General features: G+C 48.3%; 13 protein-coding genes. 9 read left to right on the forward strand and 4 right to left on the reverse strand.

The features are described from left to right. The first annotated feature begins 57 nt into the window (after nt 1-57). A complete protein-coding gene (locus CFREI_RS00590) occupies nt 58-840 on the forward strand; it encodes a hypothetical protein (protein WP_027011634.1) in 783 nt (260 codons plus the stop codon). Between the two features lie 19 nt (nt 841-859). Here the strand turns inward: CFREI_RS00590 and CFREI_RS00595 are convergent, their stop codons facing one another. Together CFREI_RS00595 and CFREI_RS00600 are read right to left on the reverse strand one after the other, a co-directional pair. Beyond that, nucleotides 860-2284, reverse strand: coding sequence for a dynamin family protein (locus tag CFREI_RS00595; RefSeq protein ID WP_027011635.1), 1425 nt, complete (start codon nt 2282-2284; stop codon nt 860-862). A gap of 6 nt (nt 2285-2290) precedes the next feature. Beyond that, entirely contained in the window at nt 2291-4225 is a 1935-nt protein-coding gene (locus tag CFREI_RS00600; RefSeq protein WP_084170631.1) for a dynamin family protein, read from the reverse strand. Between the two features lie 152 nt (nt 4226-4377). On the opposite strand from CFREI_RS00600, the gene CFREI_RS00605 reads away from it, so the two are divergent. From CFREI_RS00605 to CFREI_RS00635, 7 genes are all read left to right on the forward strand, one after another. Next, nucleotides 4378-5700: a DUF7373 family lipoprotein gene (locus tag CFREI_RS00605; protein WP_027011636.1), complete on the forward strand. Its 1323-nt coding sequence runs from the start codon at nt 4378-4380 to the stop codon at nt 5698-5700. A 205-nt stretch (nt 5701-5905) separates the two neighbouring features. After that, the gene (locus tag CFREI_RS00610; protein WP_051255761.1) at nt 5906-7807 is read left to right on the forward strand and encodes an Hsp70 family protein; all 1902 of its coding nucleotides are present in this window, start codon (nt 5906-5908) and stop codon (nt 7805-7807) included. Nucleotides 7808-8003: 196 nt separating this feature from the next. Then, entirely contained in the window at nt 8004-8924 is a 921-nt protein-coding gene (locus CFREI_RS00615) for a hypothetical protein (RefSeq protein ID WP_156907679.1), read from the forward strand. 103 nt (nt 8925-9027) lie between these two features. Beyond that, nucleotides 9028-9957 carry a C39 family peptidase gene (locus CFREI_RS00620; protein WP_051255762.1) on the forward strand — a complete coding sequence of 310 codons (930 nt, stop codon included), beginning with the start codon at nt 9028-9030 and terminating at the stop codon, nt 9955-9957. A gap of 45 nt (nt 9958-10002) precedes the next feature. Continuing rightward, nucleotides 10003-10374, forward strand: a complete 372-nt coding sequence (locus tag CFREI_RS00625; protein ID WP_027011638.1) for a hypothetical protein — start codon at nt 10003-10005, stop codon at nt 10372-10374. Between the two features lie 174 nt (nt 10375-10548). Continuing rightward, nucleotides 10549-11085 carry an RNA polymerase sigma factor gene (locus CFREI_RS00630; RefSeq protein WP_027011639.1) on the forward strand — a complete coding sequence of 179 codons (537 nt, stop codon included), beginning with the start codon at nt 10549-10551 and terminating at the stop codon, nt 11083-11085. A 335-nt stretch (nt 11086-11420) separates the two neighbouring features. Further along, a complete protein-coding gene (locus CFREI_RS00635; protein ID WP_156907680.1) occupies nt 11421-11729 on the forward strand; it encodes a hypothetical protein in 309 nt (102 codons plus the stop codon). Between the two features lie 53 nt (nt 11730-11782). Here CFREI_RS00635 and leuA read toward each other — a convergent pair whose 3' ends face one another. Together leuA and CFREI_RS00645 are read right to left on the reverse strand one after the other, a co-directional pair. After that, a complete protein-coding gene (gene leuA, locus CFREI_RS00640) occupies nt 11783-13600 on the reverse strand; it encodes a 2-isopropylmalate synthase (RefSeq protein ID WP_027011641.1) in 1818 nt (605 codons plus the stop codon). 231 nt (nt 13601-13831) lie between these two features. Beyond that, the gene (locus tag CFREI_RS00645) at nt 13832-14692 is read right to left on the reverse strand and encodes a DMT family transporter (RefSeq protein WP_027011642.1); all 861 of its coding nucleotides are present in this window, start codon (nt 14690-14692) and stop codon (nt 13832-13834) included. A gap of 179 nt (nt 14693-14871) precedes the next feature. On the opposite strand from CFREI_RS00645, the gene CFREI_RS00650 reads away from it, so the two are divergent. Further along, on the forward strand, nt 14872-16137 hold the full coding sequence (locus CFREI_RS00650; protein ID WP_027011643.1) for an aspartate kinase: 1266 nt from the start codon (nt 14872-14874) through the stop codon (nt 16135-16137). Nucleotides 16138-16208 lie beyond the last annotated feature (71 nt).

The following is a 16208-nucleotide window of genomic DNA, read 5'->3' on the forward strand; positions in this document are numbered from 1 at the left end:
GCTCAGGTAGTTTTGCTTTGGTTTAGTGAATCTTGAATATTTTTTAAAGGATCGCCAATGGAACACGGTGGGCTCCAAGGCCCCAAAGGTCAAGACGAACATTGGGAGCAGTGGCCTGGAGAAACAGCAGAGACGCAGGCTTGGCAATCCAATGAAACCATGGAATTTGCACCAATTCCGCCGACTGTGGCACCTGTACCTCAGTATCACCAACAGTACCAATATGAGTACCAATACCCCTACGAACCACCGAAAAAGAACCATGTACGGGTGATGGTATCCATACTGGTATTTACGTTATTTGCCAGCATTATGGTGGCGGCGAGCGTCTACCTTTTCAGCAATAGCAACTGGATGCTGACTGCGAATAAAAACAATACAAACAGCCGAAACGACCAGACTGTGACGGTAACAGTAACTACTGAATCCACTGCCACCTCAAGTACGAATACAAGCACGAGTACGTCCGAGACGACGAGTTCAGCGGAGCCAACTACTGAGGAAAACCCAAAACCAGAGCTATTGACTGATTCTGGTTGGGAAGATGACAGTGTAACGCATTGCTCGAGCTCAGAGACTCTAGTATTTGCGGGGCGGGATGCCAAAGGCGACAATATAACGGTATGTAAAGAGGACTCTGTCCTGCGCTATCGATCCAATGTGAATAACGGAACACTGGATGATACCCGAGTTACACTCGAAGGAACGATTGCAGATGGCGGAAATTATGTGGTGAACGTTCCGCCTTCTTCAATTGAGATCTATGCCGGTTACCTCGAGGTATATACCAGAGGAAAGCATTCCAAAACCCTGGAATTCACCGAATGGTGGGCCCAGTAGCCGTTACAGTAGCGGAAGACTACCGGCCCTGCAGATGGTATTGGGCCATACGGATTAACTCACCATATGCGCGTTTCATGGTGACCAATGCTGCATCTTCAGCCGCAGTAAGCGCTGATAATGACTCCATATGAGCCCATTGCATCTTTTCCTGTGCAGTGGAGAGCGCTTCTTGCATAGATGCAGTAGGGGGCAAACCAAGCTTTTCCTGCAGCGTATAGCCCATAATAAGCACACTGATTTCTGGAATTATTTTCGCTTTAGGATCAGCTTCCTGCACGGCTTTAAGATCCAATAGCAAAAACGCATTAATAAGCCGCGCATCAGTGCGCATTGTGGATACCAGATTTAAGATAAGATCCTTGGGCTGCTTGCGGAATGCGAGACTTTCTATTTCGCTTACAATGCGTCCGGCACGGTGCGTTGTTGCAAACTCCCCAAACCGAGTAACTAAGAGATTCCGGAGCTGGGGGACACCAGACCGGGCGGTTGCCCATTCATTAAGTTCACTTGCCCCGCGGCGGGCAACATTTCTTGCTCGGAAAAGCCCATATTCACCAATGAGTTTGACGATTCTCCGGCACGCATCGCGTTCCCTATCAAATTCTTCTTCGGAAGCTATTTTTTGAATTAGATCAAACTCGGTGGCATTCGCAAGGCTTGCCATCGCACGGGCGTCATATTCCGTAATAGCACCTGTATGAGAGGTTTCCGCAAGTAAGCCTGCAACAGGTAGAATGGTCAATACTGATCCCTGCAATTGTTGCGCTAATGACTGTGCATGTTCATAAGCATGCTCAAGGGGATCGCGTTCTCCAAGGGCGCCTTCGCCGAAGGAATCGGCGCGAGATAAGACGCCGAGGGTATTAAGTGATGTGAAACCAAGGTCACGAATAAATTTCACTTCATCCATGCGTGGTGTTGCATCAAATAAAAATACGGCAGCATCAGCATCTACGGACATTGCTTTGGTTTGTTCGAAACCATCGATAAGGATTCGGCGAGTGCGTGCCTCATTTTCGACGGTCAGAGTAGCTAAGCCAGGCGTATCAATGAGCGAAAAATCCCGGATTGAGGCAGTTGGCATCCATCTGTGAATGTAACTAATTTTCTCAGCGGGAGCAGGAAGTTCAGCCGCCTTGCCGCGCTGAATAGTAATGGGAAGCCGCTGCCCATCAAGAAGTACTGCTTCTGCTCTGTCCGGGGCACCGTATTGAAACACGGTGACCACATTGGTCGCTTCTAACGCTGCTGTTTCTGCGACGGGCGCCCCAATAAGGGCATTTACTAGCGTTGATTTACCAGATTTTAAACGACCAACAACAACGATACGCGGCGGCGCTTCTAGGGTTTGTCGAATGCGATTCGATTCCTGCTGAAGTTCAGGGCTAAGGCTCCCAAGGTAGTCCAGCGCTTGATTGAGAGCGGTAGTCATAAGATCCATATGGGCTTAACCTCGCGTTTCGCCCCATGCGGACGGTTGGGCCGCAGAATTGGGGGTGAATGGTTGCGTTTCTGTTTGGGCGTTTTTGGCCGCAGCCGCAGCGTATGCTGTTAAATCACGGATTGTTGCTTCAGCGGTTGCAATATTCTTTTGGATAATTTGGAGGTTTTTCTCCAAAGTGGCCTTGCGCTTTTCCTGGCTTGCTTTATCTGCGCGCGCAGCACGTTCAGCTTCTTGGATTTGTTTTTGGGTGGATTCCACCATCTGCTTGAGGTTTTCCCGGTAGCGCAATTGGATCGCTGGGCGCGCATTAGCAATTGCGGCTTCCAGGACCTTCGATGTAAGCATTTTCGACGTCGCGGTCGTCTCCTTCATCCAGTTAAGGAGGTTTGTTTTGCCCGAACGCATAGCTCGAAAGCCCACATTAAAGGCGACCCAACCAACACCAACTACTGCGCCTAGACCAGCAAAAGTTACAACGCTGCCGATTAGGCCACCAAGCATAGAACCGCCTGAAATGCCCATCATAAGCATCATTGGATCCAAAAGACCTTGGCTTTTTTGCTGAACGTTATGCGTCTGGAGCTGTTTTCCAACGAATGCCGCACTTACCTCATTACGAATTTCTTCCCAGTCCATTTCGGACTTAAAGCGAGGTCGCACAATTTTATGCTCGAGCTCATACGAAAAGTAATTCAGTGATTCTGCGATTGCAGTCTGGAATTCTCGCTCCATTTCCGCAGTAAAATACTGCGGGTTTTTGCGAAGCACCGCCATGCCTTGCTTATTAATACGCTCAGTCCAGGATTCTCGGAGTGCATCAAGGCGCATCTCTAACTGCTCCATAGATTCCTGGCGAATAATGGTCAGGTCACGACCTAAATAATAATCCCAGCTTTCGCCTTCCTTTTTTAGTTGGTTGAGTTCTTCAAGCCGGTTTGAAAGGTCAGGAACAGCGGCTTCGCCTTGCCGTAAAATCTCAAGCTTTTGGTTGAGCTCGTCAGACAGCTCCCGAAGGCCCTTCACTGCGATGCGCAGCCCATTAGCCAACGGCAGGAACTCTGCGATTTGGAATTTGCTTTGAATCATCTGACGAAGTTCATTGATTCCGGAGAGTTCGAGTACTTGCCGTGAGTGCGGGCCAGATGTCATTTCTGCACCTACTACAGCAAGCAAACTAGAAACACCTATAACAGGAATGTCTCTCCCAATATGGGTGCGGAGCAAGCGTTTATTTTCATCAACAATCTCTTGCCAGCGAATGAGGTTTTTATCCGTTTTTGTAACAGCAACGATAATGGCCTCAATATTCGATCCCGTATCTTTAATAAAGTCCATTTCGGGTTTGGTGATTGTGGTGGAAGCATCACAAACCACAACAAGTACGCATGCTTGATCTGCCGAAACTTTTGCCAATGTAGATAACTTAGGATCTAATCCACCCACACCTGGTGTATCTATAACGGTAGCATGACCAAGAGGCATATTTCGAAGGGGGATAGTTGCCCTTGTTGGAAGCGAATCTTGTTCTAGATCTTTGGAATGTTCTGTGCCAGCATTAATCCAAGATCCTAACTCAGCATGGGAAACAATGCGTTCCCCATCTGGATAGAACAAGCATGCTTGGCCTTCGCGCAAGTTCTCAGTTTCTGTGGTGAGCGCTATAGGGGTAGAAGTGGTGACATTCACACCCACAGGAGAGGCGTTTCGCTTGCCAACGAGCGCGTTTACTAACGAGCTCTTGCCACGCTTTACCTCACCAACAACTACGACTGACCGGGATTGTTGCTTGCTTGAGGCTTTTTCAATGGCAAGGTCACTGATTTCGTTGTAATCGTATTGCCGCAGGATTTTATTTGTTATGGCAGTCAGTAGCTGATTAGCGCGTTTCTCCATGTCGCCGTGGTCGGCATTCTGAGCATCTTGTATCTGAGAATTCACAACTCTTCACTTTCGGGGACAACGCGGTTCGATCATTCACCTTAGCTAAAAGTTTAAGTACCTGTAACCTTTGAATGACGAGTTGCATCCAACACTTATAGTGGGCTGCAAACACAACAATGCCCAGTATTCGGATTCTTGAAGGAGACACAATGAAAAAGCTGAAGATCGGCATAGCGGTTCTGTTAAGCGCAACTATGCTCACTGGCTGCGGTGTTACTGATTTTGTGCAGGGTTTTAAGGACGGTTATGCTGACGCGGCTAAAGAGCAGTCTCCGGATACTGGGGGAAAGGCGGAAAAGTCTGAAAAGAAGTTAGACACTGGTAAATATAAAACTGAGCCAAGTGTATTAAAGAAGGATACGGACGCAGAGGTAGTTCGTACAGTTGAGTCATACGTCTTAGCTGAGTATATGCCGTTGCCATATGAGGTAGACGGGATCCTAACTTCTACAAAAGGCGGCTATAACATCTACGGTCCTGGAAGTATGTCGCTTCATATGACCAATAATCAAATTAAAATCTTGGAGCAATTCCCACTGTTGTATGGGTATCTTCAGGCGGCATCATCACCTACAGAAAAAGTGAATGACCCGCATTTTTCAGTGAACCACGCGGTGCTCCGATTTGAAGATCCGGATAGCGCACTAAGGTTTGCTGAAGCTGAAAATGTTGAGTCGTTGACGGTTGGCCCCATTTTCTTGGAAAATGAGCCACCTAATCCTGGTGAAAAAGTCGAAATTGAAGGTTTGCCAAATACTTTGGTGACCTCGAACTATGCGGAATACAACGATTCGGTTTCCTTCTCCGCTTTTACCCCGCTGGAAGAGTATGTGATTTACACATGGGTATCCACTCCAGCAGCAGAAGCAGCTTGGGGGCCGGACTACATTAAGAAGGCGCTAGAAAAGCAAGTTCCGATGCTGGAACAATTTCCTTCGGTGAAAACAGGCGCCGGGTTCGGCAAGACCGATCAATACCCTTCGATCGATCCAGGCGGTGTAGTGATTTATACCGTTGAAGCAGGTGAAGACGATCAGAAACGTGTGCCTGGTTCCTATGGTCCTCGTGGAATTGCTTCTCAATTTACAAACCCAAAGGCTATCCACGACACACTCGTACAGACTGGTTCTAAGCATATTGGACGCAGGGAATCATTTGTGTTCCGTGCAGACAATGATTTCGGCGCAAAGTCTATTTTGAACGCATTTGTCTCAGATAATCTGCAAAGCGGTGAGGTTGAGTATGAGGAACCACAGGGAGTTCCAGACACGACATGCACGATGTCTGAGTCCACAAATGGGGTTCAATATAACTGCTATGTGGTGAAAGGCCGCTATGTTGGCTATGTGAGTGGAAGTTCTGACACCACCAAGGAAAACATCGAAGAAAAGAAGAAATTGGTTTCCCAAAAAATCGCAGCTCAATACATGATTCTTCAGAAAGCTGATCAAGAAGCGGGTAAAGATAAGTAATACCCGATGAACTTAAGGGAGCTCTGCTTGAGTAAGTTAAGAGCTTCCTTTTGTTATGTGCGTTTAGATGCTAAAAATTTTCTGTCCAGATTTGGTATGCCCCTAAATATTGGGTGTAACAAATTAGGGCTGCTCTGCGTCTAATCTTTTGACACATAAAGTGAAGTGCTACGTTACATGCGAATAAATCGGAAAGGCAACAACGATGTCGCGGAATCATTGGACCATAGGGATCGACTTTGGAACTTCGAATACAGCGGCAGCGCACACGAACCCTATTAAAGGCACCGTAGAGGCGGTTAACCTTAGCCATGATCGCACAACGATGTCTTCTGCGGTGTATGTGGAATCACCGGAGCAGATTGATGTCGGTGATGTGGCCGTTAATAAAGCGGAAAGCAATCCTGCGGGTTTTGTTCCTGCCCCCAAGCGGGTTATTCCGCAACAGATGTTCCAGATCAATGGTTACGACGTCCCTTCATCTATGCCGGTGGCAGCTGTACTGTCCTCCGTGGTTCAGCGTGTTTCCCGTGAACATGGCAATGAGCAACCTTCCGAGCTTGTGCTGACTCACCCAGAAGCGTGGTCATCGAATGAAATTAAGGTGCTATTGGATGCGGCGGCGCAATTAGGTCTTGAAGCAGCGAAGATTACTACGATTTCCGAGCCGCAAGCAGCAGCCCACTACTATTCTCGTGCTAAATCTCTAGAGCCTGGTCAGCGAATCGCGGTGTTCGATTTCGGTGGTGGGACCCTGGATATTGCTGTGTTGCAGGCAAATGAAAACAATACCTTTGATGTGATTGCGGCTCGTGGCGATAATACGCTTGGTGGGAAAAGCTTTGACGCGCTGATGCGTAAATGGGTTGACCAGCAGCTGGAAGACCGAAACCCAGACCTTCTGGACTATTTCCGCACACAAGCTCCACTTCAAGAGCGTCATGCTTTGGAAGATTCCATCCGCCGTGCAAAAGAATTGCTTTCGGAAGCTTCGTATGCAACTGTCGCGGTAAGCGGGCGTGGCGAAACAGAGCGATTTCAAATAACTCGTGCGGAGTTTGAACAGCTTATTTCCCCATTGCTGGAAAAAGCAGCAGAACTTACGCAAACTACGCTCGCTGATGCAGGCATTACGGATGCGAGTGAACTTGTTGCGCTTTATCTTACGGGTGGTTCCTCCCGGATACCGATTGTGCAGGAGCGCCTGAAAGAATTTGGGCCTTTAGCAACCCTAGATGATCCCAAAACCGTTGTAGCCCAGGGTGCAATTTCTGCGCTTGGGCCAATTGTGCGGGGCATGACTCCGCAGAATATGGGGGCTCCTCAACCTGAATTCGGCGCGTCAACCGGAGCTGGGTGGGCGTCGACACCTCAAACAAACAATAACCCCTATCAACCGCAACCAAGCCAAGTACCGGCAGCATTTACGGGTTCTGCAAAAGGTGGTGATATGACACCAACAGCGAAATCGAAACTAAGCACCCGAACCATTGGAATCCTTGCAGCAGCGGCAGTGGCGGTATTGGTCATTGGCGGGATCAGTACGTATAAATTCGTGAGTGGACAAAACGGCAATGCAACGAATACTTCAGAAACCATAGCGTCGAGCGAGCCTAGTTCTGAGCAGGGGAACTCGGGACTACAAACAAGTGTGCCGGAAGAAGACAAACTGGATTCCCTAGATAAAGTGGTTGCTGCCGTGCCAGCTACTATTACAGCGTCTACGGACAAGTGCAAAATCCGAGAAACCGGGGAGACTGGCGCACTGCACGTGCGTTGCGAAATTAAAAAAGATAGTCCCGATTTTCAGTACTTCACTATGAAAAGTGACTATGACATCCCGCAAATAGAGTTTGCGATAGATCCACACGAATCTACATTCGAACGACGTAGGATCGTTCAAGGTATCTATGAAGACCGCGATCAAGACAACTTAATCGTGGAAGATGAAAGCGGCACGAAAGCGGCGCACTTTGTGAATGTGGATTCTCAAAGTAGCTACAGGATGAAATACGCAAATACCGAAACTGGACTGCTGTTGTCTTCATCGGATTTTAAGGACAAAGCTACGGGTGAAGAATACCTGCGTTCCAAGGGACTGCTGTAACCAGGAGTGCGTGCAATGGCTTGGTTTTTAACCAGGCCTTTTTGCTTATCTACAGATAAAACCAAAGTTAAAACACCATTTGACCTGGCGAAAAAGAAAAATAAAAAAGTGTTGTAACTTTTACCCGCCGCGAGGTGTCTAAATACTGTCAAGCAAATCGGCGATGGCAAAAGAAACGCAAACCGAAAGGGAAATCATGAGCAACGATCCAATGCAGGGTATCCGTGAGAACATTGAGAATGCAACGAGTCACGTTGAGGGAATGGTAAACGACTTTACCCGTGGTGCTTCAGGTTCTTCCGATTCCGCACCTCAAGCGCAAACCCCAGAACCTGCCGCACCAGCGGAAGCGCCTGAAGCTACCGCAGCTCAGGAAGCGCCACAGTCCATGCCTGCAACAGGTGAAAGTGGTCCTGGACCTGCTGCACCAAATAATGCTGCAATGGGGAATTTGCCAACAGACAACAGCTCATATTCCAAAGATGAAGTAGTACTTGATGATGCAAACGACGTGCAAAATCACGTTTCTTCTCGTGATGTCGATGGCGATGGCAGCATCGACGTAGTGCATTCGATCGTTGATGGCGGTCAGCGTATCAGCTACCTGGACGACCAGGGCGAAGTAATACTGACTGACGTTGATGCCGACCATGATGGCACGTTTGAAACCGCCGTTATCACAACCGAAGACAATGTAATCGTGGCAGGCACCGATACCGATAACGATGGTGATTTTGACACCATTACCTATGCTGATGGACGCACTGGTGCGGTCTTCCAGGAGGATACCCTCGTTGATGGGGCTGTTGCATCATCCCGCATGGATCTTGACAATGACGGTTTGACCGATATCGAGCTTATCGACGAAAACCTTGATGGGCACTTTGAAAAGGCTGGTGCTGACACCAATATGGACGGCAAAGCTGACGTAGTCTATCGAGACATTAATGGCGATAATACCTTTGACTACGCCTCATACGACTCCGATGGCGACGGCATAATGGACACTAACCTTGATGCAAATGACTTTGGTGCAAGTGGCATGGGGGACGTCTCCGGCTTTGAGGCAATGGGCCACACTGATGATCTGGGGATGGATCCTTCAGCCGGTATCTAAAAACTTGCTCTTTGGCATAGTTGGTTTTTCTCCCTGTATCCAGCTTGCCAAAGAGCGTTCTTCGCTAATAGTGCTTATTTATATTTAACAAAGGAATAAAACAATGACTATGGGTGACTACGACGGCATACTTAACTCTGATGGATTAAATTCGCTTTTTGAGTTTAATGAATTAGAAGCCGATACCTACCCAACTGAGGATTATGTTAGCGAAGATGCATTTCCAGTCCCGGACAACGATCCATTAAGCATCTCTACTCCAGAGACTGAATCTGCTCCGGAGTTGGAGGACCCAAATCCTGAAACCGAACTTACTGACCCACACGACACTATGGATTTCGGTGTTATTGAAGGTGATCAGCCGACCGAGCAACCTGTGGAACCACAAATAGAAGATCCTTCAATTACTCCAGAAGATGACGGAGTTTATGGAAATTCATATGAGTGGAATACCGACTGGTTTTTCCAAGAAGTAGACGGTTATTGCGGTCCAACTTCAGCAGCGATTATTGTGAATGAATATCATGACGCCGGTATCGCTGATCCACAATATATGGTGAACCAAGCATATGAATTAGGCTTAACCCAAGACATTTCTAAAGGAATGTATATGTCTGATGTGGCAACATTGCTGGAATCTTCAGGTGTGCCATGTGAAAACGTCACAAGCTCAATGGAGGATTTATCGAACCGCCTTGAGCAGGGTTATGGGATTATTGCTTTCGTCGATTCTGGTGAATTGTGGGGCGACCAAGGCGACATGGTTACTGAAGACGATTTGCCTGATCACTTTTTAGTTGTCACCGAAATTAATATGAATACTGGTATGGTGACACTAGCGGATCCTGGCCATCCAAATGGAAATGGAATGCAGGTCCCTATTAGTGAGTTTGAAGATGCATGGGCGGATAGCAATTACGAAATGGTAGCTACTACCAATGTGGATTCTGAGCTTGCTGGAGCCACTGGAGGCGCGGTAGGCAATCCACAACTTGCAATTGCCAATGTGACGCGCAGCGAAGTTATTCAATAGCATTGAAGTGAGATTTGGTAATCAAAGGATTGGTGGAGGATAAAGATGTCAAGCGGAGATAAGTCTCCTATTGAGCCTGATCTGTCTTTACCTTTAGGGGCTCTTGATCAGGGCGTGTGGACTCGAATCCTTCAAGATGCTTTTGAAATGTCAGAACACGAAATTGATGCTTCAATTGTTCCGGACTTTGATGAAGCCGCTGAAATTGAATTAGCCGATGATGATTTCGGTGAATTCATACTTGACGATGATCTTGTGGACGAACCCAGTTTTGAAACTGAGCCACACGACACGGATTCAGTAGGCGATAGATTATTCGAAGATAATGAAAACGAGATTCAAGATTTTGAAGAGCTGACTGGGCTGGATTTAGGCGAGATTGACTCCGTCTCAGATGATTCCTTCGATTTTGAATAACGGAAAAACGGATGCCCCTAGTTTATGCGGCATCCGTTTTTGTTTGGATTGAGGTGGTAGAGGCGAGCGAATCACTACGATAATAGTGAGTGTCTCCGCTAGAGTTGGTGGGGCGAGAATATTACGTGAACAATGATGCTAGTGTTCGGTTGTTGAATGAAAGTATTTGAAACTATGAGTGATGTGGAACTATTGAGCAAGGCTCGCGAAGGCGACCAACGAGCATTTGCTGAACTGGTGACACGTTACCAACACATAGCTTGGAGTGTGTGTTTACGTATTACCGAGAACCAGTACGACGCTGAAGATGCTTTGCAGATTGCACTAGCATCTACCTGGCAAAATCTTTCTCGCTTCAGGGGTGAATCGAAGTTCGGCACTTGGTTCTATCGAATTGCTAGCAATTCTGCAATGGCGATTGTACGGAAACGGCGACCAGAACAATCGATCGATGAAGAAGAGAATGGTTATGTAATAGAGTTAGAGGACACTACGGCGGTATTTGAAGATCGGATAGCAGACCAAGATCGCCTAGCTTACGCATTACAGCAGCTCCCAGATGAAGCTCGGGAAGCATTGGTACTGGCTGAAGTGGCAGGGTTGACCTATGCAGAAATCGCTGTCCATCAAAATTCTTCGCTATCAGCAGTGAAAGTGCGTATCCATAGGGCTAAAAAGAAACTTATAGAGATTCTCCAATCCACAACATAGAGGTGTGTTGTGTGCTCGAGTGCTTGTGTCAGCCTATTCCACAAGTATTTGGTGAGTCTTCGCATACACCTGCTTAGGTTGCGTGCAATTGGCGTGAAAAACGACACTAATTATTAAATTAGGCATAGATAGTATCTGTAGTCTGCGTTTTGTCTCCTCAAAATTGGCTGCTGTGTGGCCATTCCGAACCACCGGTATTTGTGCTTGTGGAAGGCTATTGGTTTGACGGCAAAGCGGAACGTGATTTACGCTTAGTTAGCAAATAATAATTTTTAACTAGAATTAATGCTGTAGATTTGTCGAACAAGACAAATCGGCTCGTATAACGCGGCAGAATGCTGGTGAATCTAATGGAAAATCTTGGAAATTCGCAGACAGTAAGCCACGCAATGAGACACTTTATGTGGGTTTGTGCTGCAGGTGTCTTGACCATCGATTTGGCATTGTTTTCAGATGATCACGTGCCATATTACTTTTATTTAGGCAAGTTTGTTGTCCTGCTTTGTTTGCTGGAGGCAGGAGATTTCTTCCTACGAAAGCACAGTGATGTACAGCAAACAAAAATCCGCAAGCAATTAATGCTGTTTGCGTGTTTGATGGCAATTGTTTTTGTGCTTGTAGTGTTTTTTGTGTTCGCTGGTTAAACACAGATGGCCCCGCCAGGTGGGGGCGGGGCCATTGCTAATAGAGTTTTTGGCTAGGACAATGCGCGGTTCACAGCAGAGGTCACAGCCTTGAGTGATGCGTAGGTAATAGAACCTGCGATACCAATACCCCAGTGGTTTTTGCCATTTACGTTTGCCAGTACATACGCCGCGGCTTCGGCATCGTCACCTGCGGTACGGGCATGTTGGGTGTATTCCTGTACTTCTACATCAATGCCCAGGGATTCCAGAGCATTGGCATACGCAGCAATCGGCCCATTGCCACGCCCTTCAATTGTGACTTCTTTGCCATTGAACTCGAGGTGTGCGGCGATGCGCGCTTCGTCGTGTTCTGTTTGCGCGGCGTCGACACGCATGGAGATTTGTTCGATTGGGGCGGTGTGGTCCAAGTATTCAGTAGCGAAGATATCCCACATGCTCTTGGAGCTCACCTCGCCACCTTCGGTGTCGGTGACGTTCTGCACAACCGAGGAGAATTCCACCTGGAGCGGGCGTGGCAAATGAATACCATGATCGGTCTTCATAATGTAGGCGACGCCACCCTTGCCGGACTGGCTATTTACGCGAATAACAGCTTCATAGTCGCGGCCAACGTCCTTTGGATCGATGGGCAGGTAGGGGACCTCCCACAGCTCGCCGCGGAGGTCTTCCCATGCAACATCGGTATGTGTGCCGCCAGGAGTGACACGGGCGGCCATGGCGTCCAAACCTTTATTTACAGCATCTTGGTGGGAACCAGAGAATGCGGTAAATACCAAGTCTCCACCATAAGGGTGGCGTTCTGGAACACGCAGCTGATTGCAGTATTCAACGGTGCTGCGAATCTTGCGGATATCAGAAAAATCAATCTGCGGGTCTACGCCCTGGGTGAGCAGATTTAAACCGAGGGTAATCAAGCACACATTGCCGGTACGTTCACCATTGCCAAACAAACAGCCTTCAATACGGTCAGCACCGGCCATATAGCCTAATTCGGCTGCGGCAACACCTGTACCACGGTCATTGTGTGGGTGCAGCGATAAAATAATCGAATCGCGTCGGTTGAGATTCCGGTGCATCCACTCAATGGAATCCGCATACACATTCGGTGTAATCATTTCCACTGTGGATGGCAGATTAATAATCACCGGATGTTCTGGTGAGGGATCCAGGACTTCTACAACGGCATCACAAACTTCTTTGGCAAAGGAGAGCTCAGTGCCCGTAAAGGACTCTGGGGAGTACTCCCAACGCCAATTGGTTTCGGGGTAATCCTTTGCAATTTTTTTCACCAGCTCGGCTGCATCTGTAGCCAGCTTTTTAATGGCAGACTTATCTTTCCGGAACACTACATCGCGCTGCAGTATTGATGTGGAATTATAAAAATGCACAATGACGTTCTTCGCCCCAGCACAGGCTTCAAACGTGCGGCGAATCAGGTGTTCACGTGCCTGCACCAATACCTGAATGGTTACGTCATCGGGGATTTTATTTTCTTCAATAATCTCACGGACAAAGTTGAAATCCGTTTGGGAAGCAGAAGGGAATCCTACTTCGATTTCTTTGTAGCCCATTCGGACCAGCAAATCGAACATGCGGCGCTTCCGCTCAGGGCTCATTGGGTCAATGAGTGCTTGGTTGCCATCACGTAAATCTACTGCGCACCATTGGGGGGCGCGATCAATTACTTTATTTGGCCAGGTGCGGTCCGGCAGCTCGATTTTTTCAACTTCGGTAAAAAATGGCTGGTAGCGGTGGAAAGCCATGCTTGAGCCACGCTGCTTATTCCAGGGTGCTTGTCCTTCAGCTGGCGGCCCCTGAGGAGTGGTGATATCAGTGGGCGCGGAGAAAAAGGATTCATTTAAAGGCATTGGAGAAGTCCTTAAATTAGTGGGAGCGGTGCACTCGGTCGGCGTTACTAGACTCCGCGACGGGGATGCCGACCAGTTACATCTGGCTCGACCCGCCGCGGCATGGAAGTAGAAGAAATAGTGCTCGCTGCATGTGTTGCAGCTTACACTATGCGACCGCCTGGTGAGACATTACGTCTCAAATTTTAATACTTAGCACCCCAATATCGGTGAATATAGCAGCTGAAAAATCTAGCGTACGCTGGCAGAAGATCGGGATAAAGCCATGGCCGCAACGATCATGGATACTAAAGAAGCGATAATCCAAAACCATTCCCAACCGGAAACTTGGAACTTTTCTCCAAGTACCAAATAGCCCAAGATAAATGCCACGATTGGGCCGGAAATAGTCATTGCGGGAAGGGAATTTTCCAGTGCGTCAGCATGAAACGATGATTGTTGCATTGCGGTGGCAAGGGTTGCTGCAATAATGACGGCAAATGGTTCCCAGTTGGTTAGTAACCCCACAGGACCCTGGTGTATTGCGATATTTACTGCAGCTTTTGAAAGTACTGCTACATAACCAAAGATTGCACTTGTAACTATGCCGAGCAACACTGCTCGTACTCGTTGGGAGCCGAAAAAAGCCAACCGATACAATACCGCGAGGATTATGGCCCCAATGGTAAGTGCAGGAACCCATAGTGAAAGGGGTGGTTGTACCATTCCTGGGCTTGGTTTGCCCAGTACTACTAACACCGCAACGGCTGAGGAAAGCACTGCTGACCAGATTAAATCGCCTGCGGTGGTGCGCCGGCCATCATAGTAAGCAGAAAGCGGCAGGGTAAACATAAGCGAAAGCACAAGGACAGGTTGGACCACCAGGAGTGTGCCATAACTTAACGCAATTACTTGGAATGCGTACCCAAGGAATGCAGTCCCAGTACCAGCCCACCACTTTGCGTGTTTTACCACTGTGAAAATTGGTATGTGTTTGAGCGGCTCCGTGTTTGCTGGTGCCGCGCTGGCAATGCGGTGCCTTACCACGGTCCCCCAGGCGAGGGTCATCGCGGAGGCAAGGGCAAAGAGCACAGCAAGAAAGTTGCTCTGCATTTACATAAGAATAGTTCACTTTGTATTTGGTATTGCTGTAAGCAGTGCGTGTTGTATGACATGAGCCTGATTTATCAGAATGTTTTGCTAGCTTGGGGGCTCTTTTGTTTTCTTTCGGTAGGGCCGAGTTACCATGTGCGTACATAATTTTTGTCGATGGACCGAAAGGCGGCAGCCAAGTGGCATTGGTTGTACAAAAATACGGTGGGTCCTCGCTGGAGAGTGCGGAACGTATTCGCTCAGTAGCCGAGCGGATCGTTGCAACGAAAAAGCAGGGCCATGATGTTGTTGTGGTCTGTTCGGCGATGGGCGACACAACAGATGAGCTGCTAGATCTTGCTGCTCAAGTAAATCCTGTCCCCCCGGCACGGGAAATGGATATGCTGCTTACCGCAGGTGAGCGAATTTCAAATGCACTTGTGGCAATGGCAATTGAGTCCTTTGGGGCAGAAGCGCAGTCCTTTACTGGTTCGCAGGCAGGCGTGCTTACTACTGAGCGTCATGGGAATGCACGAATTGTAGATGTTACTCCTGCACGTGTACGCGAAGCCCTCGATAACGGCAAGATTTGCCTGGTGGCTGGGTTCCAGGGCGTCAATAAGGATACTCGCGATGTGACCACATTGGGGCGTGGCGGTTCCGATACCACCGCAGTCGCTCTCGCTGCTGCCCTAAACGCAGATGTGTGCGAAATCTATTCTGATGTTGATGGCGTCTATACGGCAGATCCGCGCATTGTTTCGGATGCGCAAAAGCTCGAAAAATTGTCCTTTGAGGAAATGCTGGAGCTGGCTGCGGTTGGCTCAAAAATCCTCGTGTTGCGCAGTGTGGAGTATGCGCGCGCGTTTAATGTTCCGCTCCGCGTTCGTTCGTCATATAGTAATGATCCCGGCACACTTGTAGCTGGCTCAATGGAGGATATTCCCGTGGAAGAAGCAACACTCGCAGGTGTGGCCACTGATGTTTCAGAGGCAAAGGTAACGGTGCTGGGGATCCCAGATCTCCCAGGTGAGGCAGCAAAGGTCTTCCGTGTGATTGCGGATGCCGAAATTAATATTGATATGGTGCTGCAGAATATTTCCTCTCTTGAAGACGGCCGCACCGATATAACTTTTACCTGCCCACGTGCCGACGGTCCTTGCGCAATGGAGCTGCTCAAAAAGCTTCAGCTCGACGGTACCTGCAAAAACGTGCTTTACGACGACCAGATCGGCAAGGTTTCCTTGGTAGGTGCGGGTATGAAATCCCACCCTGGAGTAACCGCAGTATTCTGTGAAGCCCTGCGTGATGCTGGTGTGAATATTGAGCTCATTTCTACCTCAGAAATTCGTATTTCTGTACTAATCCGAGAGACCGAGGTAGAGAAGTCAGTTCGCGCATTACATGATGCATTCGAACTCGGCGGGGAAGAAGAAGCAACCGTGTATGCGGGTACTGGGCGCTAATACACTACTAAATCTATATTGAACCCCCACCTCGTGCCCCGAGTTGATTGTGGCACGAGGTGGGGTTCTGT

Origin of the sequence: Corynebacterium freiburgense, assembly GCF_030408815.1 — a bacterium.
Taxonomy (GTDB): domain Bacteria; phylum Actinomycetota; class Actinomycetes; order Mycobacteriales; family Mycobacteriaceae; genus Corynebacterium; species Corynebacterium freiburgense.